Below are 20,894 nucleotides of genomic sequence, written 5' to 3'. Positions count from 1 at the left end.
AGATGGCATACTAGGCATGCCATCTTACTGTTTAAATATGTATTAAACCGAACGATTTAACAACATAGATTTTATATGACCAATGGCTTTAGTTGGATTCAAGCCCTTAGGACAAACGCTAACACAGTTCATAATACTGTGACAGCGGAATACGCTGAACGCATCATCAAGATCAGCCAATCGTTCTTCTGTTGCCGTATCACGTGTATCTGCTAAGAAACGGTAAGCATGAAGAAGACCTGCTGGACCTATGAACTTGTCTGGGTTCCACCAGAACGAAGGACATGAAGTCGAACAACACGCACATAAAATACACTCATATAAACCATCTAGCTTGTCACGATCTTCTACAGATTGAAGACGTTCCTCACCACCCGTTGGCTTATCATTGATAAGAAACGGCTTAACTTTTTCATACTGAGTGTAAAACTGGCTCATATCAATAACTAAATCACGTATCACTGGTAAACCAGGTAACGGACGCAGAATGATTTTGCCTTTTCCATTTTTCTGTAGTGCTGATATAGGCGTAATACATGCAAGGCCATTTTTACCATTCATGTTCACACCATCAGAACCACATACACCTTCACGACAAGAGCGACGGAAAGAAAGTGAAGGATCCTGCTCTTTTAAAAGTAAAAGCGCGTCCAACACCATCATGTCACGACCTTCTTCTACTTCCAGCTTATATTCCTGCATATGTGGCGCATTGTCCACATCAGGATTATAACGATAAACAGATAACTCTAAAATTGCCATCGTTGTGCTCCTAGTAAGTACGTGCTTTAGGCGGGAATGCTTCACGAGTCTTAGGCGCGTAATTTACTTCACGCTTACTCATAACTTCCGTTTCTGGGTTAAATACAGTATGACACAACCAATTTTCATCATCACGATCCGGATAATCAAAACGAGAGTGTGCACCACGGCTTTCAGTACGGAAATTAGCGGCTACCGCTGTTGAATATGCAGTTTCCATCAGGTTATCTAATTCAAGACACTCAATTCTTTGCGTATTATATTCTGTAGATTTATCGTCTAAGCGAGCATGCTGTAAACGTTCACGGATCTCTTTCAGCTGTTGTAACCCTTCAGCCATCGAGTCACCTTCGCGGAATACAGAGAAATTTAACTGCATACATTGCTGTAGGTCTTTCTTGATCTGTACCGGATCTTCACCTTGACCTTTGCTCGAATTTTCCCAGCGGTTATAACGCGCAAATGCTGCATCAATGTTATCGCTTGACGCTTGTTTAGTCACTTCAGCATTTGCTAAGTACTCACCTAAGAAGTTACCCGCAGCACGACCGAATACAACGAGGTCAAGCAATGAGTTACCACCTAGACGGTTAGCACCGTGTACAGATACACAAGCTATTTCACCAACCGCAAATAAACCTTCAACGAGTTTATTGTTCCCCTCAGCATCAACGCTCAATACCTGACCGTTGACGTTTGTCGGTACACCACCCATCATATAATGACAAGTTGGAATAACTGGAATTGGCTCTTTAGCTGGATCAACGTGTGCAAACGTTTTAGATAAGTCACAAACACCTGGTAAACGTTTATACAGCGTTTCTTCGCCTAAATGATCAAGTTTCAGCTTAATGTGCGGGCCTAGAGGACCGTCACAGCCACGACCTTCACGAATTTCTGTCATCATTGAACGCGCAACAACATCACGAGAGGCAAGGTCTTTCGCGTTTGGTGCATAACGTTCCATGAAACGTTCGCCATCTTTATTTAAAAGATAACCACCTTCACCACGACAACCTTCTGTAACAAGCGTTCCAGCACCCGCGATACCCGTTGGGTGGAATTGCCACATTTCCATATCTTGCATCGGAATACCGGCTCGAGTTGCCATACCAACACCATCACCGGTGTTAATGTGTGCGTTAGTCGTTGATGCAAAAATACGTCCTGCACCACCGGTTGCAAGTACGACGGCCTTTGATTTGAAGAAAGTGATTTCACCCGTTTCAATCTCAATTGCAGTACAACCTACAACATCACCGTTATCGTTTTTAACAATATCTAACGCATACCACTCAGAGAAAACATTGGTTTTATTTTTTACGTTTTGCTGATAAAGCAAGTGTAATAGTGCATGACCAGTACGGTCAGCAGCAGCCGCTGTACGTGCTGCTTGCTCACCACCAAAATTTTTCGATTGACCACCGAAAGGGCGCTGATATACACGGCCATTTTCAAAACGAGAAAACGGTAACCCCATATTCTCTAATTCAGTAATCGCTTCAGGACCTGTTTGACACATATATTCAATCGCGTCTTGGTCACCGATAAAGTCTGACCCTTTGACCGTATCGTACATGTGCCATTCCCAGTTATCTTCATGCGAGTTTCCTAGCGCAACTGTGATACCACCTTGTGCTGAAACTGTATGAGAGCGTGTTGGGAAAACTTTCGAAATCAATGCACACGTTTTGCCTGATTCAGAAATTGCAAGCGCTGCACGCATACCAGCACCACCGGCACCAATTACAACAGCGTCAAATTCACGGACATGATATTTCACTTAAACACCCCACAAAACAAACAGGCCTATTGCTACATAAGCAAGTGCCATCAGGTTTAACACGAAGCCAAGTACCGAACGTAATGTCGAACACTTTACATAGTCTGTTAATACTTGCCATAAGCCAATAGTTGTATGAACCATAATGCATACAAGCGTGACCAATGTCGCAGCTTTAACAGCTAGGTTAGAAAACAAACCCTGCCATGCTTCAAATGTTAACTCAGGAGTTAGAAGTAAGTAGCCAACGATAAATACAGCATAAGCTGCAATTATTAACGCGGTTGTACGCAGTGAAACGTAATCTTGTACGCCATCACGCTTGAGAGTTGCTTGATTTAAGACCATATCCACACTCCTGCCAATATTGCTACAATCACAGAAAGTGCAATCGCGATATTAGCGCTGCTGTTACCTGACTCTAATTCTTCCCAATGACCCATGTCTTGGATCAAATGACGGATACCAACGATTAGGTGATATGCCAACACAGAAAGCGTGCCCCACGCGATGAATTTTGCAACGAAGCCGTTAAACAGCCCCTTTACTAATTCAAAACCTTCAGGAGAAGAAAGAGACTCAGACCATGCCCAAATGACGAAGGTTAAAGCGAAAAATAATGCAACACCCGTTACACGGTGCAGAATTGATGCTTTAGCCGTTGCCGGCATCGATATAGTCGTAAGATCTAGATTTACAGGTCTTTGCTTTTTCACAGTTACTTGCCCATCTTGCCCACAAAGGAGCTCATCTACTTTGTTTTTATAAAATCCACTTGCACGACATGCACAAATGGCACACTCTAGGTATACCTGCTTTTTCAACGAACCGATCTTAATTCATTCTGTTTGTTGTAAAAAAAGGTTTACCCACAGACGATACGGTGTAAAACCTATCACAGTATATAAGGCCGTGCGCGCTTTTACAATTCTTGTTTAGATTGAGACGCTTGCGAATTAGCCAATGGTATAATATTTAATCTCTACAGAATATTTATTATACATCTTTGCATAATTACAAGAAAAATTGACTTTATACCCTAGTTTTACGTTAAAATGATCTGAATTTGCTTAACATTAGTATCACAACATAACAATCAGAATTGTTATTCCATAGGAGATAAATAGATGGCAGATAAAAAAGCCACTGTCCATATTGATGGTCACGACCCAATCGAGCTACCAATTTATTCGGGTACCGCTGGTCAAGATGTAATTGATGTTCGTACTTTAGGTGCTCACGGCCACTTCACTTATGACCCAGGTTTTATGTCTACCGGTTCTTGTGAATCATCTATCACCTACATCGACGGTGGAAAAGGTGTACTGCTACACCGCGGTTACCCAATTGAGCAGTTAGCTGAGCATTCAAATTACATTGAATTATGTTATTTATTGCTAAACGGTGAGTTACCGACAGCTGAGCAACATGCTGAATTTTCAGATGAAATCACACGTAACACCATGATGCACGAGAAAATCGCTGCATTCTTCCAAGGTTTTCGCGTTGACTCTCACCCAATGGCTATGCTTTGTGGTGTTGTTGGTGCATTATCATCGTTCTATCATGATGATTTAGATATCTCAGATGCAGACCAACGTCAGCGCAGTGCTATCAAATTAGTTGCTAAGTTGCCTACCATTGCGGCAATGGCGTACAAATATAACGTTGGTCAACCATTCGTTTACCCACGCAACGATTTAAGCTATGCAGAAAACTTTTTGCATATGATGTTCTCTGTCCCAGCTGAGGATTACACGGTTAACCCTGTTGTAGCTAAAGCTATGGATCGTATTTTTATGCTGCACGCTGATCACGAACAAAATGCTTCAACGTCTACAGTACGTTTAGCGGGTTCATCAGGTGCTAATCCTTACGCATGTATTGCTGCTGGTATCGCCTCACTGTGGGGACCTGCTCATGGTGGTGCAAACGAAGCTTGTCTTAACATGCTTGAAGAGATTGGTTCGCTCGACCGTATCGACGAGTATGTAGCAAAAGCAAAAGATAAGAGCGATCCATTCCGTTTAATGGGCTTTGGTCACCGCGTATACAAAAACTTCGACCCGCGTGCTACAGTAATGCGTCAGACATGTCATGAAGTTTTGAAAGAGTTAAACATTCAAGATCCACTACTCGACGTTGCTATGCGTTTAGAGCAAATCGCGCTTGAAGACCCATACTTCATCGAGAAAAAGCTATATCCGAATGTAGATTTTTACTCAGGTATCATCTTGAAAGCAATTGGTATTCCAACGAGTATGTTCACTGTTATCTTCGCAATGTCACGTACTGTTGGTTGGATCTCGCATTGGGATGAAATGCTATCTCAAGCAGGACACAAAATTGGTCGTCCGCGTCAGCTTTATACTGGCTACGCACAACGCGACTATGCAGACTCTTCAAAACGATAACGTAAAGTCTTAAAAAAAGGCCGCTATTAGCGGCCTTTTTTATTGCATCTTACACAGATCAAATTACAATCCCTTCGTTATATTTGCCGGAATAATATTGAAATGAACATAATTGCTGAGTTGCGCCATGACTTTCCTGTACTCTCTCAATCTATTGAAGGTCAGCCTTTAATCTACCTTGACTCTGGTGCGACCAGCCAAAAGCCTCAGTGTGTGATCGATGAGATAAACGATTTTTATAGTAAAAACAACTCAAACGTACATAGAGGTTTACACTCACTCAGTGAAAATGCAACATCGAAATACGAATATGTGCGGACACAACTGGCTAAATTTTTATCCGTTAATTCCAAAGAAGTGGTTTGGACCAGTGGTGCAACTGAAAGCCTTAACATTATTGCTTCTGGTGTAACATGTGATCTAAATTCACAGGATATTATTCTAATTAGTGCATTAGAGCACCATGCTAATATTGTTCCATGGCAACAAGCAGCGCAAGAAAGCGGTGCAAAAATAGCTATCATGCCCATAAATAAACAAGGGATTTTGGATATACCAGCTGCAATCGCTATGATTGAAGACTTAAAACCCAAAGTTATGGCATGCACACATGCATCTAATACGCTTGGTAATATTAATCCCATCGCCAAGCTAATTGATGCAGCGAAGAAAGTTAATGCCATAACCGTAATTGACGGCGCACAAGCTTTTCTTCATTTAAGGCCTAATCTGTCACAGTTAGATTGCGATTTCTATGTTGGCTCTGCCCACAAAGCATTAGGTCCTACAGGGCTTGGATTCTTATATGGGAAATTTGACAAGCTCAACGCACTAAGCGTTTTCAAAACAGGCGGCGAAATGATTGACAAGGTAACATACGAATCGTCAAGTTACCGAGAGGCCCCAGCTAAATTTGAACCAGGGACACCAAACATATCAGGTGTATTAGGGTTTGGAGCAGCCATCAATTATTTAAATAAGCTTGACCCTATCGTACTTCATCAATATGAACAAACCTTATATTCGTACTGTCTTAATCAATTACAAGCAATCGATGGCATCATTATTTATGGCGACACGCAAAATAATATAGGTACAATTAGCTTTAATTATCGCGACGAGCACCATTATGACATTGCAATGTTACTCAATAGCTATGGCATTGCTTTGCGAAGCGGCCACCATTGTACGCAACCACTTATTGCTGAACTAGGTATTCAGGGTACATTAAGAGTAAGCCTCGCCTTTTATAATTCACACAATGACATAGATACATTTATTACTGCTCTAAAAAGCAGTATTAAATTAATTGCAGGATAAGATTTGAACTATCAAGAAATACAAAACCAATTAAAAAAGACCCAAAGTTGGCAACAATGTTATCGAGAAATAATGCTATTTGGCAAACAACTGCCCGTTATACCCGACTGCTTAAAGAGTGATGATGCCCTTATACAAGGCTGTGAGAGCAAAGTCTGGTTGCATATTGATTTAGATGAAAGCCGGGGAACAATTCTATTAATTGGTGACTCTGACACCCGTATCGTCAAAGGGCTATTCGCGATTATTTCAAGTATGTATAACGACATAACCCTTACCGAAGCTAAAAATATTGATGCTTACGCTGAGTTTGAGTCTCTCGGACTAATAAAGCACCTGAGCCCGTCACGCGGTAATGGCATTCAAGCCATTATTAAGGCCATACAAGAAAAGCTTTCTCAGTGGTAAATCAGCGAGAAAGTTTCATACTCATTGGTTTTCAGCTTTGAGTTTTTTTTGTAAATACTTTTTAATTGCTCGTGAAGCCGCGAAAAAACCAAAGGTGCCTGTCACCATGGTGACAGAACCAAACCCAGTTGCGCAGTCCATGTTTTTTGCTCCCTCAGCTTGCTGCTTAGCTAGGCAAACTTCACCACTGGCTGTTGGATAAACAAGTTGCTCAGTTGAATAAACACAATCAACAGCAAATTTACGCTTTGGATTTGAGGAAAAATTATAGTTCTTACGCAATAAATAACGTACTTTCGCAAGTAAAGGGTCTTGTGTTGTTTTCGCAACATCGCCAAATAAAATTTGACTGGGATCTGTCTGTCCACCAGCACCACCGGTGGCAATGATTGGGATTTTTCGACGTTTGCAATGCGCAATTAGCGCGGCCTTTTCTTTGACCGCATCAATACAGTCAATGACATAGTCATAATTAATGATATATTCTGCAATGTTATCGACGGTGATAAAGTCATCGATCAAATTCACTGTACAATACGGGTTTATATCTAATAAACGCGCTTTCATTGCTTCAATTTTTTGCTCACCTACACTACTTGATAACGCATGAATTTGACGGTTGATATTTGTAACACAAATATCATCTAAGTCGATCAATGTTATATGGCCTACACCCGTTCGTACTAACGCTTCCGCCACCCAGCTGCCAACGCCACCAATACCAACTACACAAAAATTTGCTTGCTGCAACCACGTATGCTGCTGTGTACCATAAAGGCGTGAAATACCGCCAAATCTCAATTCAGTTTGCTGCTCAGTCATGTTACCACTCTAACTGCCAAGGGTTTCGCCAATTAGCAAAATCCTCATGATTAATTAATTTTATAAATTCATCACCATCTTTTGGTGTTGCATAATAGCATTGCTGCTGTCCATCCCAAGAAAACCTTAGTGCATAAGCATGCAAATATACCCGTGCTGCTGGCACTCCCCCGTACAATTCATCTCCCACTATTGCCGCGGATAAACTTTTCATAGCAACTCTTAATTGATGTGTTTTACCTGTAAAAGGCTTCAAAATTACACCACGTAATCCAGCAGCAATACTTTTTGAATAAAAGCGGGTAACGGCAGGGCTTTCTTGTGATTTGAGTAGCTTGTGTGCCCCCCGTCGGGATTTGACCATATCACCTTTGATCCACCCTTGCTTTTTATTGGGCTTTTTCGAAATTAACGCCAAATAAATTTTCTCTACCTCTCTTCCTACAAACTTCTGAGTAAAGAGGTTGGCTGCTTTACTTGACTTCGCTAAGATTAATAGTCCCGAAGTGACTTTGTCTAAACGATGAACCGAGAATAATTTATAGCCAACTTGTTTCTCTAATTGAACAACAAACCCAGCCCCGTCTTCGCTATGAAAACTCACTCCTGCAGGTTTTAATGCGATAATATAATCAACTTCGTCTGCGATCACTTCAAATTCACGCATTTAACAACTCAACTACTCGCGCTAAATCCTCTGGTGTATCGACCCCCGCATGGACGGGCATTATCGCCTTAGCTATCTTAATTTGCTTACCATGATACAAAACTCTCAGTTGTTCAAGTGATTCTTGCACTTCTAATGGCGATACTGGTAACTCTAAGTATTCTTGAATAAACCCTGCGCGGTAGGCGTAAATGCCAACATGGCGTTGAAAATTATGTAAAGGAATTGAGTTTTTATCTAGCGTTAACATGCTATTTCGTTGAAATGGAATTGAAGCGCGAGAAAAGTATAGAGCGTTGTTATGTGCATCTTGTACTACTTTAACCGCATTAGGGTTTAGCACTTCTTCAACATTCTCTATATCCACACTAAGGGTCGCCATAGGGGCACTTGAATTAGCCAACAACTGAGCAACTTGATCTATATTTTCAGGTTCTAGCAATGGCTCATCACCTTGTACATTAACCACAATTGTTTCAGCACCTAAATTTAGCTTTTCTACCACTTCCGCGAGCCGTTCAGTGCCTGATTGATGGTCAATTCTGGTCATGAGAACATTTTTTGTAAAGCCCATCGCGACATCAAAGACAGCTTGATGATCAGTCGCAATATAAACAGCATTCGCTCCTGAGCGAGACGCTTGCTCAAAAACATGTTGAATCATCGGTTTTCCGCAGATATCCGCAAGCGGTTTACCCGGTAAACGACTCGACGCATAGCGTGCTGGAATAACAACTACGAATGCCACTGTTCAACCTCTTCTAAACTCAACTCTCGCGCCTCGTTTTCCAGTAGTACAGGAATATCATCTCTAATTGGATACGCCAATTTTGCCGCTGTACTAATAAGCTCACTTTGTTCTTTATCGTACTGCAGCTTACCTTTACACACAGGGCAAGCTAAGATTTCTAATAATTTTTTATCAAAGGCCATGATAGATCTCTTTTTTCTTTAAAATATTCAATAACCGCTCAATCAACATCTTGCTTGGTTGAGCGTCAACTCGTAAGTAGTACCAATTTTCTAACGCAAAGCTCTTACATTTTACCGCATCTTTTTCCGTCATAAAAACGGCTGTGTGACCAAATCTATCAAAATCACCGTTTTGATAAGCATGATGATCTCGAAAGTGTGCGGTCTCTATAATATCGATCCCTAACTCACTCAATGATTTCTCAAACCGAGCAGGGTTTCCTATTGCACTTACGGCGATGCCCATATCTGGATATGATTCACATTTTTCGCCACTTCCAACACGATATATACCGGTGCTTTCGAGTTGATAATTGCAAGGTGCGCCAATACCATTTGTAACAACTAGATCCACACTGCGAAGTCGACTCGGCAACTCCCTTAATGGTCCAGCCGGCAGGAGACACCCATTTCCAAACCCACGAGTACTATCTACAATACAAAACTCAACAGCACGATTCATTTTATAATGTTGTAAACCGTCATCTGAAATAATCAAATCGACATTGTATTCACGCTTGATATACTCACAACTAGCCTGACGGTCTGGGCCGATAACAACTGGACATTGCAAACGTGAATGAAGTAAAAAAGGTTCATCTCCGGCCTCTAATACCGAGCTACTGGTCGTCACTTCATAAGGGTAATGGGGTGCATTTGATCCATATCCTCGACTGATCACTGCGACTTTTAACCCAATATTTTGTAGGTAGTTAACTAGCCATAATGCAAATGGCGTTTTACCATTACCGCCTATACTAATATTACCTATAACCAATATGGGGACATGTGCATTAAAACGTTTAATAAACCCCAATGAAAAAAGTATCCGTCTTACTATCGCAGCACACCAAAATATAGCACTGAGCGGCAGTAGTAAGTAAGTTATGAAGGATTTTGGTCTATACCAGCTATTTTCTATACTTTTCAATGTCTAATCACCATACTGCATTTTACATAAAGCAGCATAAGCCCCATGCTGTTCTAACAAGGTTGTATGTGTTCCTTGCTCAACTATTCTACCCTGCTCTAATACATATATTCGGTCTGATTTTTCTATTGTCGATAACCTATGTGCAATCACTATCGAAGTCTTGTCTTTCATCAAATTATCTAGCGCTTGCTGTATCAACCTTTCTGACTCCGTATCCAATGCGGAGGTTGCCTCGTCTAAAATCAGTATCGGCGCATCTTTTACAATCGCTCTTGCAATGGCCAAACGTTGCCGTTGTCCACCTGACAACATTACCCCATTTTCACCCACCATAGTATGTAAGCCATCAGGTAATCCCTCTATGAACTCCCAAGCATGTGCTTGTTTTGTAACTGCAATTAAAGCGTCATCTGATAACGGCGTTTCCAGCCCATACATAATATTATTCGCTATAGTATCGTTAAACAAAACCACTTGCTGTGAAACAACCGCAAATTGCCGTCTCAAGTCCTGCAAAGAGTATTCCTGAATATTGACGCCATCGAGCTCGATGCTACCATGTTGAATATCATAAAATCTTGGCAGTAAATTTGATAATGTCGACTTACCAGATCCAGAGCGGCCAACCAGCGCGATGCTCTCGCCTGCATTAACCTTTAAATCAAGTGATTGAATTACTGGGTTTTCTTTAGTCGGATAGCAAAATGTAACCGATTTAACACTTATTAACCCTTTCGCTGTCACTAACGGCGTGGTGCCTTGGTCCCCTTCTTTCTCTGTATCTAATATTGCAAATATACTTTGCGCAGCCGAAATACCTCTTTGCAGATCACTATTTACATTTGCTAACTGCTTTAATGGTCGCAACATCATCATCATTGATGTCAATAGCGCTACAAACGCACCTGAAGTAATCGTATTTATCATAGAAGGCATGGCTATAATTGCCAATATTAACGCCATCGCACTGGCGGCTAAAATTTGAATCACGGATACACTTAATGCCCGAGTCGCATCCATTTTGACCCGTTGCTGCCTATTCTTATTATTGACTGTTGCAAACTTGTCGATTTCTCTTTGTTGACCACCAAAGTTATGAATTACTTTATGCCCCGCAAGCATTTGTTCAGAACCACGGGTCACTTCCCCCATCGCATCTTGAATATTTTTCGAAATCTTACGAAACCGTTTTGATACCACTGAAACGATCAGCGCGACAATAGGAATAATAATTAAAAATACCGAGGACAACTGCCAACTCGCACCAAACATAACAAATAATAAAAAAACAACAAACGCACCTTCACGCACTATGACTTGTAATGCTCGGGTAATGGCTTGCTGCACTTGTTCTGTATCAAAAGTAATTTTAGAGATCATTTCACCATTCGAATGTTTGTCATGAAATGAGACGGGTAAAAATAACATGTGCTCAAACAGCTCTTGCCGTAATGCCCTAACAACTTGGGATCCAACATATGTCAGACAATATGATGCCATATAATTGAAGACACCACGCCCTATCACTAATACAATAACCACAATAGGGGCCCACGACAAAACATCGACGTTTCTGTCGTTTAACCCATCATCAATAAACGGTTGCATTAAGCGCACAAACAGCGCATCCATCGCTGCGTAACCTAACATACCAATGACGGCACATATCGCAACGCCCCGGTAATCTAATGTATAAGCTAGTAAACGTTTGTATATCTGCTTCGCGCTCATTTGCATGTACTTTCTCTTCCACTAACCCATTCTAAAAAAACAGTGTATTGTACTTGCCATACCTATAAAACAAAATGGGCTACTTTAAATTAATCAAACGAAAACCAAATAACTCCCCCCTTTATTGGGGTAAAAACCAATATTTCATTACTTCTCTCGCCTTTTCAGTGATTAGTCCATCAGGTGTTACTTTTATCCTAATATGACCATCTAGTGCCGTATCTAATTGTAACGTGCCCAATCGGGTGAATCGCTCTCGAACATCGGTATGAGGAAGTCCCCATTGTGATGCATAATTACGCGAATATATCGCGATGTCGGCATTTACAGCTTGTAAAAAAGCCATTGTTGACGATGTTTTACTGCCATGATGTGGGACCAATAATATATCATTCTTTAATTGTTCAGCTGAGAGTACATTTACCAACTGCCGTTCTGCATGAGCTTCTATATCCCCCGTTAATAAAGCTGAGTAATTGCCTCCACTGACTTTCACAACACAAGAATTGTTGTTTTTAGAGGCTCGCCCAGCTCGAGGCCACAGTGTTTCAATAGTGACTTCACCCATCTTGACTGTTCGCAAATTACAATCACTATTTGGTATGCCATTATGAAACGATTTAAAGGACTGTATTCCATCAAATGCAAGCAATTCCTTAACTCCACCAACATGGTCTTTATCTTGATGACTTAAAATTGTGTGTGTTAATACGATATGATTATCCTCTATGTAGGGTTGTACAACATGCTCAAATAGGGAATATCGGTTAAAATATTTAGCTCCAAGGTCATACAATATAGCTTCTCGGTTACTCGATATAAGCACTGCGGTTCCGTGCCCTACATCCAAAACATCCAATTGCCATAATACCTCCTCACTCGACAGCCTATGCACCGCATAAATCGCGGCTGGAAGCCAAACCAGTTTTCTAAAAGGCGCTAACACTATAAATAGTAGAGAGAGATATATAAACATGGTTATTGATAAAGATGAAGAACCCGTATGCAACCAGCCGTGATCAGCACTGATCATTGAGGCTCCTTGCAATAGGAAATGAAAGCAACCGTCTAGACTCGTGAGTACAAAACTAGCTCCCCATGATGCATAGCCTATTACAAAACTCAATGTGAGCGCCAATATCATAAATGGGAAAACAATCATGCTTAACACCGGAATAGCCAGTAAATTTATCAATAATCCAGCTAAGCTAACTCCTTTAAAGAAATAAATACTGAGTGGCGCCAAGCAAACGAAAAGACAAATTTGTATCTTTATCAATAAAATAATCTTAAAAAGGAAGTTTATTTTGTAACTATGCTGTGTGTGCTCAGAGCTCATTACAAAAAATATCACTGCAACAGCTATAAATGAAAAATATAGCCCCGGATTAAGTAATAAGAAAGGATCAAGAAGTAAAATAAGGCTCAGTGCGGTGACCAATATTCTCACGCTACTTACCTTTTTACATGCAATGTACGCGGTAATCGCAAGTAATAACATGCTATATGCTCTTAGCGCTGATACACTAAAACCGCTTAGATAAACATATATAAATGCGATTATTCCCGAGAGACACATATAAAATGTCGTTAAATTGTACTTTTGAAAGCGAGGGTTGGTATGCAATAGCAAATAAGCTGATACAACCGCTTTAACAAACCAATATGAAATCCCAAATATAATACCGATATGTAACCCAGAAATAGCCATAATATGGCTTAATCCAAGCCTACGCATCATGATACGGGTATCATGACTTATCTGGCTTGTATCTCCCGTCATTAAAGTATGATAGAGCCAGCCTAACTTTAAACCTCCAAACACTTGCCATGAAAATTGTCTATATGGTTCATAATATGCGTCATTTTGCTGGGCCGCGATGGTAGCCTCTAGAACACGCCCTTTATATGCAATTTGATTTCTAAATGCATAAAGCTCACTATCAAAACCGGAAAAGTTTTTTCGCCCTCTAAATGGACGAATTTTGGCCATACCCGTAATGATACTACCAGCCTTTATCTTTAATCCATTCTGAGAAATAGCCAAGTTCGCTTTGGGGTTCATCCAAGGTAAATAGGTATGTTCACCAACATCACTGAGGCTCACCTGAAAATAATCTGCTGGCTCTTCTCCAAATACCTTTACAACTTGACCTCTGAAATAAATTTCATCGTCAAATTGTGGGTTTTCTATACTAAATGAATAAAACAAATGATATTGAGTGATAACGACAAAAATAGCGAAAATAAAACCTAACAATACAGGTCGAAACGGCTTAAAATAGGGGAACAAAATAGTGAGGAAGAAAAGACTGCTATAGAACTGCCAAGTTTTGAATAAAAACACGGTAATGATACAGCCGAATAGAAATCCCCAACATATAAAAATTGAAGTAAACGGTTGCATGCTATGGCTAAAAAAACGATTCAACGCTTTTTACCCGATCACAATAAAATAAAACAGCAAAAGTCTTTAAAAATTTTTGGCCGATGGTTGCATGATGCCAACCTGTGGCACCTAAACCGCCGTTCTGCGCGTGGCGCTTTTTCAGTTGGTTTGTTCTTTGCTTTCATCCCAGTTCCTTTTCAGATGATATTAGCTGCCGCATTTGCGATTCCGTTTCGCGTAAACTTACCTTTATCAGTGGCTTTGGTGTGGTTAACAAACCCACTAACTATGCCACCTATTTTTTACTGTTCTTATTTAGTTGGTGTGCTTGCTTTAGGCCAAGAAACACAACCTTTTCATTTCGAAGCCAGTTGGGAGTGGCTCGTTCAAAGTATTACCACAATCGGTCCTGCGTTTATGATTGGCTCACTAATTTGTGCATCGTTCGCCGCTATTATTGGGTACTTTGGGGTTGATTACTTATGGCGACGTTCGGTAAATAAAGCATGGCATGCGCGCAATAAATAATACTTCCTCTATATTATAGATAATAAAAAAGCCCTTAAGGGCTTTTTTATTATCACGTCAAAATGCAACAACTTAGGTGCTTAAGCAATCTTTAATTTTCGACGTCTTAACCAAACCAATGGTAACGTAAGAAGTGCAAACACAGAAAAGCTGCCTGATTGACGTTCATACGTTTCAACCTCTGGCGCAGCACACTGCTCTACTTCACCATTCGTTGGTGTTAACAGTACAGGTAAAGAAGCTGATTCATACTCAATCTCACCTTTGCTGTTTTTCTCTACTACACCAAGTCTGTCTCTACGCTCTACCGTTTTTACCGCAATAGCGTAAATCTTATTCGATTCAGTGATTTTTACAGCTTCTGCAATTGTATAAGGGAATGCCTGACCACTGGCATCTTTACAAGGTAATAAAGAATTAATATTAACGATGTTTTCATCTCCTAGCTTATAGATGAAACCTTCTCTACGTTTGTTGTTACCGTTCTTCTCAATTTCACCTTGCCCGACAACATATCCCGCATCATTAATATCATTAATGACCATTTCAGAACCATTAAAGTAGGTGGGAATATCTGCGAATTTGTCAGCATTAATATCGTAATAAAACCCCACGGCTTTTTGTATAGTGCTCCGGCTTACTTCTGCTCGGTGGCCCACAACAACATTATTGTTATTAATATCGACGGCTTTACCTGTTTTGTACCATGCATCACGCTCTCCAATTTCACTAAATTGACCATCTTTAAAGTACCCAGGTACAACACGTGCATTAATATCATTGTCAAATCGAGTTATTGAATACCCAGCCGCAATATCTGAGTTATTTATGGCCATTGCAGCACTATAAATAGTATTATCTTCATTGTCTTTTCTGACAGCTCCGACACCTAATTCTTTTGCACTTACCACAGCAAAATTATCATCTAAGGTCCATTGATATGCGCGTAGGTCATAAAACGTTGGTAGTCCATCTAAGTTAGCCACTCGGCGCTCTTCCAACCACACACATGCTTGTAATGGTCTATCTTCACCTTTACAACGATCATCATAACCTTCTTGGCGCTGTGTCGTAATACCAACACTGGCATAACCAACTACAACATAGCCACCTGTTTCTAAACGCTCAATGTCAGTTGCAATACTGGCGCCACCATGTTCGGTAAATGCGGGTTCAAGAGTAAACTTTTCACCCGCTGTATTAATTACAATACCCCGATAATTCCAATCTCTTACAAAGAAGGTCTTTGCTTCATTTTCGTCTTTAGGTGTAAATTCTGTTTTTGAAAAAGGTGCTGAACCCCAGCCAACCATCACCCCATCATCACTGATTGCTGCCAAGTTATTTCCCACGGAGCGGGTCAATGAATTGAGCTCTGAGCTCTGTACATCAAATAAGACTTTTTCATCCGCAAATGTGGGACTAACTGTCAAAGCAATGCGATCTGTCAACTTTTGATATTCAGCTGAATTACTTTGACGACTCAAAAAACCTAACATGAAGTTGTTAGCATCTGCATTTGTCGACGCCGCACCGTTTTTTACATCTTCAAGCGTAAATGTAATCGTTTCATCAATCAGTTCATATCTACTTTTTTCTTGATCATATGCTGCTTTTATCGCTGTACCATCTTTATCAAAGTCGATATAGCTAACATCTATCGGCAAATTAAAAAGACGAGTCGCAGCCCCAATGATCTGACCATTTTCATTCGCATCCGAGACAATTGAATGAACTGCACCTTCGTGTCTTGGTAACTCTGTAAGTTGATATGTGGCGGCCAAAGCCTGGCCACTCAAGCCAGCAAAAATACTCGCTGCAATTAAAGTATGCTTCATTTTATTCCTTACTACTGATTCTGTAACGCTTCTAATTCTTCCCAACGCTCAAATGAGGTTTCAAGCTTCGACTCAAGGTCCGCCAAATGGTTCAACGCTGCTTGAGTAGTCTCTGCATCTTGTTTAAAGAAGTCTGCCGCATTCACGATTTCTTGTTGAGCCTCTAATGCAAGCTCTAGTGCCTCTACTTTACTTGGCAGTTCTTCTAATTCAAGTTTTAATTTGTAACTTAACTTAGTACTTTTGTTATTGGCCTGAGTAACTTGTTTCGGAGTTTGTTTATCCGATTTCTGTGTTTTTTGCTTGTCTACCTTTTCAAGTGCTTTAGCTTGAGCCACTCTATGAGCAACATACTGTTCATAGTCAGTATATCCACCCACAATCTCCGTGACCAAGCCTTCTCCTTCAAAAGCCCAAACGCTATTACATGTATTATCAATAAATTCTCTATCGTGACTTACGATCAAGATAGTTCCTTGATATTGATTAATTATTTCTTCTAATAGTTCAAGGGTTTCAATATCTAAGTCATTGGTTGGCTCATCCAACACCAAGATGTTTGAAGGTTTTAAGAAAAGTTTTGCTAGAAGTAACCTATTTTTCTCACCTCCTGACAAAGCTTTAACAGGGGTTCTCGCTCTGGCTGGTGGAAACAAAAAGTCCTGTAAATAACCTAATACGTGGCGACTGCGACCACCCATCATAACTTCTTGCTTTCCTTCTGCCACATTATCTTGAACTGTGGCATTTTCATCTAACTTTTCTCGGTATTGGTCAAAATACGCAACTTCTAAGTTAACTCCTTGTTTGATCTTACCCACATCTGCATCCAGATTACCAAAAAGCAGTTTGAGAAGTGTGGTTTTGCCTACTCCATTTGGACCAACAAGCCCAACTCTATCGCCCCTCATTACTAGGGTAGAGAAATCTTTTGTGATCACTTTGTCTTTAAACGCATGGTTAACATGTTGCGCTTCAAATACTAATTTACCTGAGCGATCGGCGGTTTCAATATTAAAGTCTGTTTTACCAACCTGCTCTACACGTTGCTTTCGTTCATTGCGTAAAGACTTCAGCGCTCTCACTCGGCCTTCATTACGCGTTCTTCGTGCTTTAATACCTTGCCTGATCCACGCTTCTTCTTCTGCTAATTTCTTATCAAAAAGTGCATTTTGCGTTTCTTCAACTTTTAAGTCATGTGCTTTTTGTTCAAGATACGTCGCATAATCTCCTGGGTATGAGATCAACTGTCCACGATCTAAATCTAAAATTCGCGTAGCAACGGCGCGAATGAATGCTCTATCATGTGAAATAAAGACTATACCGCCTTTAAACTCCTTTAAGAACTGCTCTAACCAAATAACGCTGTTCATATCTAAATGGTTCGTTGGCTCATCTAAAAGCAGTAAATCAGGTTCACTTACTAGTGCTTTTGCTAACGCGACTTTACGCAGCCAACCTCCTGATAACTTCTCCAAGCGCATATCTGCCGTTAATTCTAACTGGCTTAATACTGTTTGAATTCGACTTTCAAATCGCCATGCATCGGCGGCTTCTATTTGAGTCGATAATCGTTCAAGTTTATTTAACTGTGCCTGTGATTGGTCAGTTTGTAGCGCCTCATTAACATGATTAAATTCAATTAATAAATTGGCTATATCAGGTAACCCACTTGCGACGTAATCAAATACAGCACCTTCAACCCCCTTAGGAGGGTCTTGTTCTAGTCTCGATATTTTAAGCTCGCCAACGCGATTAATCTCTCCGTCATCAAGTAATACTTCACCATCAAGTACCTTTAGCAGTGTCGATTTGCCAGCCCCATTACGGCCGACAATACATACTCTTTCGCCTGCCTCGATAATTGCATCTGCGTTATCAAGCAAAGGGTGAGTTCCAAACGCAAGCTGCGCTTTAGCTATTCTAATTAGATCCATATTATTCTACGAGTTGTTGAATTTGTGTTAGTCCAAATGGCCACGTTAATTGTTGGTGGTCACTTTTACGCTCTAATACTGGAATGGTCGTTTGAAAGCGCTGCATTAGCTCTTCGCTACCAGTGATATCAACGTGCTTAATATCGCTGGCGTGAATCGCGTGCAACGCAAGTTCGTAAGCCTGTTCGCAAAGGTGGCACCCATCCGTATGATATAAAACATATTTAGCCATGTGTTATTAACCAACTATTATGTATTTGCTTATTTCTCTTAAAATCAGGAGAGAGTGTTTTGTCAGAAATATTTTCAGCTTTAAGTCCTAATCCAATAAGCGCAACTTCATCTATTTTAAAGCCACGCTTATTATTTGAGAAAAACAAGGTACCATTAGGGCTCAAAATCCTCTTTATCCAAGTCAATAATTGAATATGATCACGTTGTACATCAAATGCTTCTTTCATACGTTTTGAGTTAGAAAACGTTGGCGGATCTAAGAAGATAAGATCATATTGACCTTGAGCATGCTCTAGCCATTTTAAACAATCAGCTTGTTCAAACCTGAAGCGAGTATTTTTCAACTCATTAAGCGCAAAGTTTTCTTCTGCCCATTTTAAATACGTTTTTGACATATCAACAGTTGTGACCGCTTTAGCACCACCCAAAGCAGCATGAACCGACACAGAGCCGGTATATGCAAATAAGTTAAGCACACGTTTACTATTAGCGTTTTCTTGAATATAACGACGTGCTAAGCGATGATCTAAAAATAATCCAGTATCAAGGTAATCAAACAAGTTTACTTTAAATTTTGCACCAAACTCCTCAATGGTTTCAAAGCGATTTTGCTTATCCATTGAAGTATATTGAGATTCACCTTTTTGTCTTTTTCTTACTTTTACTGCAATATTTTCAGGATCGATTTCTAGCTGCTGCGCAGTCAATGTAATAACATCTTGCAAACGCTTCTGTGCGACATCATCTTCGATTTCTTTTGGTGCCGCATATTCAAAAATAACAGCACAGTCGTTGTATATGTCTACCGCTACATTATATTCAGGAATATCAGCATCATATACTCGGTAAGCATTGATCTGCTCTTTCTTGACCCAAGATTTTAATGCGTGTTTATTCTTTTTCAAACGATTTGCAAACGCACTCGAGCCTTCATAATTCAAGCTTGTTGCACGTTCGTTTTGATTCACTTGACGTTCGTTTAATTCATATAAATTAAACTCAGCATCTAATGGACCATTCTTAAATTTATAACGTTTTTCTCGCGACAATTTCAATAGTTTAAACAAACTATCGTCTGTTCCTAATAAAGCCAGCTTCCAGTTAGGAAAGTACTTTTTAAATGCCACACCCATATTACGATGTAAACTCACCAGCTCTGCCATAGACCCAATACGTTCACCATAAGGTAAATTACTAATAACAACTCCAGGACGTTTTGCAATACTTTTAAGCTGGTTTGCGTCACCTTGCTTAAATTTTATCGTGCTTCCTACCCCAGCCCTATCAGCATTTTGCTCCGCAACCTCAACTAACTTTCGATCTATATCAGAGCCAATAAGCCATAAATTGTTATCTTGTTGCTGTTCTTTGAGCTCAGCTTTTACCATATCAAATTTTGCTTTTCGAAAGCTTGGTAAACGCTTAAACGCAAATTCCCGCTCTGTATTTGTTGGTGCGTTATTTGCCATGCCAGCCGCTTCAATAAGCAAAGTACCTGAACCGCAACAAGGATCAAACAATGGCTGAGTAATATCGTCTAACCAACCGCTACGCTTTACAAGTGCTGCTGCTAAATGCTCTCGGATAGGTGCTTTACCCTGTTTAGTTCTGTAACCTCGATCTGATAATCTAGGTCCTGAGTAATCAATATACAACGCACATTTATCGCGGTTCAACTTTGCTATTATGCGAATGTTTGGTTCTGATTTATCAACATTAGGACGCTGCTCATACAAGTCATTAAAATAATCTACGACGCCATCTTTTATCACTAAGCCTGAAAACTGAGTATTTTTCAACTCAGTATTTGTTCCGTTGAATTCAATTGCAAACGTTTGAGTTGGGCCAAACCAATCTTGCCACGCTTGGAAGCGTGCGAATTTATAGAGCGCATCTTTATTGGTAATTTCTTCACTTTCATCAATTAAAAGCATGATACGCGTCGCAAAACGCGTCATCATACATATGCGTTGTGCTGTGCTGTTATCCGTTTCAAATCGGACCGAACCGACACTTTGTTTACCCAGTGTCACGCCTGCTTGTTCTAGTTCTTCAGCTAATAAGTGTTCTATGCCGATAGATGTAAGTGCGATAAATTGCAATGTGCTAACCCTATGTATTCAATTGAAGGCGAGTATACCATAGGTTCGGCTGA

Annotated in this window: 19 protein-coding genes; 4 read left to right on the top strand and 15 right to left on the bottom strand. The window is 40.3% G+C overall.

The window, feature by feature from the left end; genetic code table 11:
* Window positions 1–42: 42 nt before the first annotated feature.
* Genes PAUR_RS08000 through sdhC form a run of 4 tightly spaced genes read right to left on the bottom strand, consistent with a single transcriptional unit; the run spans window position 43 to window position 3,261 of the window.
* Window positions 43–762 (bottom strand): succinate dehydrogenase iron-sulfur subunit, encoded by a 720-nt coding sequence (locus tag PAUR_RS08000; RefSeq protein ID WP_192507248.1) that lies wholly within the window; start codon window positions 760–762, stop codon window positions 43–45.
* A gap of 10 nt (window positions 763–772) precedes the next feature.
* Window positions 773–2,545: a succinate dehydrogenase flavoprotein subunit gene (gene sdhA / locus PAUR_RS07995; protein WP_192507247.1), complete on the bottom strand. Its 1,773-nt coding sequence runs from the start codon at window positions 2,543–2,545 to the stop codon at window positions 773–775.
* Entirely contained in the window at window positions 2,546–2,893 is a 348-nt protein-coding gene (sdhD, locus tag PAUR_RS07990) for a succinate dehydrogenase, hydrophobic membrane anchor protein (protein ID WP_192507246.1), read from the bottom strand. It abuts the gene before it with no gap.
* Entirely contained in the window at window positions 2,884–3,261 is a 378-nt protein-coding gene (sdhC, locus tag PAUR_RS07985) for a succinate dehydrogenase, cytochrome b556 subunit (RefSeq protein WP_192508535.1), read from the bottom strand. The genes sdhD and sdhC overlap by 10 nt, the downstream gene beginning before the upstream one ends.
* Window positions 3,262–3,672: 411 nt before the next feature.
* Here sdhC and PAUR_RS07980 point away from each other — a divergent pair, with 411 nt between their 5' ends.
* The 3 genes from PAUR_RS07980 to PAUR_RS07970 all read left to right on the top strand — a co-directional run bounded on the left by PAUR_RS07980 (window position 3,673) and on the right by PAUR_RS07970 (window position 6,687).
* Window positions 3,673–4,959: a citrate synthase gene (locus tag PAUR_RS07980; protein ID WP_192507245.1), complete on the top strand. Its 1,287-nt coding sequence runs from the start codon at window positions 3,673–3,675 to the stop codon at window positions 4,957–4,959.
* A 102-nt stretch (window positions 4,960–5,061) separates the two neighbouring features.
* A complete protein-coding gene (locus PAUR_RS07975) occupies window positions 5,062–6,279 on the top strand; it encodes an aminotransferase class V-fold PLP-dependent enzyme (RefSeq protein WP_192507244.1) in 1,218 nt (405 codons plus the stop codon).
* Window positions 6,280–6,282: 3 nt separating this feature from the next.
* Entirely contained in the window at window positions 6,283–6,687 is a 405-nt protein-coding gene (locus PAUR_RS07970; protein ID WP_192507243.1) for a SufE family protein, read from the top strand.
* 21 nt (window positions 6,688–6,708) lie between these two features.
* On the opposite strand, the gene tcdA is transcribed toward PAUR_RS07970, so the two are convergent.
* The 7 genes from tcdA to PAUR_RS07935 form a co-directional block, all read right to left on the bottom strand.
* Entirely contained in the window at window positions 6,709–7,509 is an 801-nt protein-coding gene (tcdA, locus tag PAUR_RS07965; protein WP_192507242.1) for a tRNA cyclic N6-threonylcarbamoyladenosine(37) synthase TcdA, read from the bottom strand.
* Between the two features lies 1 nt (window position 7,510).
* Entirely contained in the window at window positions 7,511–8,176 is a 666-nt protein-coding gene (locus tag PAUR_RS07960) for a TIGR01621 family pseudouridine synthase (protein ID WP_192507241.1), read from the bottom strand.
* The gene (kdsB, locus tag PAUR_RS07955) at window positions 8,169–8,924 is read right to left on the bottom strand and encodes a 3-deoxy-manno-octulosonate cytidylyltransferase (protein WP_192507240.1); all 756 of its coding nucleotides are present in this window, start codon (window positions 8,922–8,924) and stop codon (window positions 8,169–8,171) included. The genes PAUR_RS07960 and kdsB overlap by 8 nt, the downstream gene beginning before the upstream one ends.
* The gene (locus PAUR_RS07950) at window positions 8,912–9,109 is read right to left on the bottom strand and encodes a Trm112 family protein (RefSeq protein ID WP_192507239.1); all 198 of its coding nucleotides are present in this window, start codon (window positions 9,107–9,109) and stop codon (window positions 8,912–8,914) included. Before PAUR_RS07950 ends, kdsB begins: the two co-directional genes overlap by 13 nt.
* Window positions 9,099–10,079, bottom strand: coding sequence for a tetraacyldisaccharide 4'-kinase (gene lpxK / locus PAUR_RS07945; protein WP_192507238.1), 981 nt, complete (start codon window positions 10,077–10,079; stop codon window positions 9,099–9,101). Before lpxK ends, PAUR_RS07950 begins: the two co-directional genes overlap by 11 nt.
* A 3-nt stretch (window positions 10,080–10,082) precedes the next feature.
* Window positions 10,083–11,819: a lipid A export permease/ATP-binding protein MsbA gene (gene msbA / locus PAUR_RS07940; protein WP_192507237.1), complete on the bottom strand. Its 1,737-nt coding sequence runs from the start codon at window positions 11,817–11,819 to the stop codon at window positions 10,083–10,085.
* 115 nt (window positions 11,820–11,934) lie between these two features.
* Window positions 11,935–14,160, bottom strand: a complete 2,226-nt coding sequence (locus tag PAUR_RS07935) for a DNA internalization-related competence protein ComEC/Rec2 (protein ID WP_192507236.1) — start codon at window positions 14,158–14,160, stop codon at window positions 11,935–11,937.
* A gap of 63 nt (window positions 14,161–14,223) precedes the next feature.
* On the opposite strand from PAUR_RS07935, the gene PAUR_RS07930 reads away from it, so the two are divergent.
* A complete protein-coding gene (locus tag PAUR_RS07930) occupies window positions 14,224–14,730 on the top strand; it encodes a DUF2062 domain-containing protein (protein WP_192507235.1) in 507 nt (168 codons plus the stop codon).
* Window positions 14,731–14,810: 80 nt separating this feature from the next.
* Here PAUR_RS07930 and PAUR_RS07925 read toward each other — a convergent pair whose 3' ends face one another.
* From PAUR_RS07925 to rlmKL, 4 genes are read right to left on the bottom strand one after another with little or no spacing between them, the layout of a single operon-like run.
* The gene (locus PAUR_RS07925) at window positions 14,811–16,568 is read right to left on the bottom strand and encodes a DUF3466 family protein (RefSeq protein ID WP_192507234.1); all 1,758 of its coding nucleotides are present in this window, start codon (window positions 16,566–16,568) and stop codon (window positions 14,811–14,813) included.
* Window positions 16,569–16,579: 11 nt separating this feature from the next.
* On the bottom strand, window positions 16,580–18,505 hold the full coding sequence (gene uup, locus PAUR_RS07920) for an ATP-binding cassette ATPase Uup (protein WP_192507233.1): 1,926 nt from the start codon (window positions 18,503–18,505) through the stop codon (window positions 16,580–16,582).
* 1 nt (window position 18,506) lies between these two features.
* A complete protein-coding gene (locus tag PAUR_RS07915; protein WP_192507232.1) occupies window positions 18,507–18,737 on the bottom strand; it encodes a glutaredoxin family protein in 231 nt (76 codons plus the stop codon).
* Window positions 18,730–20,841: a bifunctional 23S rRNA (guanine(2069)-N(7))-methyltransferase RlmK/23S rRNA (guanine(2445)-N(2))-methyltransferase RlmL gene (rlmKL, locus tag PAUR_RS07910; RefSeq protein ID WP_192507231.1), complete on the bottom strand. Its 2,112-nt coding sequence runs from the start codon at window positions 20,839–20,841 to the stop codon at window positions 18,730–18,732. Before rlmKL ends, PAUR_RS07915 begins: the two co-directional genes overlap by 8 nt.
* Window positions 20,842–20,894: the final 53 nt, after the last annotated feature.

Source organism: Pseudoalteromonas aurantia 208, assembly GCF_014858725.1.
In the GTDB taxonomy this organism is placed as follows: domain Bacteria; phylum Pseudomonadota; class Gammaproteobacteria; order Enterobacterales; family Alteromonadaceae; genus Pseudoalteromonas; species Pseudoalteromonas aurantia.
Note: the sequence above shows the minus strand (reverse complement) of the source record. Positions and strands in the feature narration are given on the sequence as shown.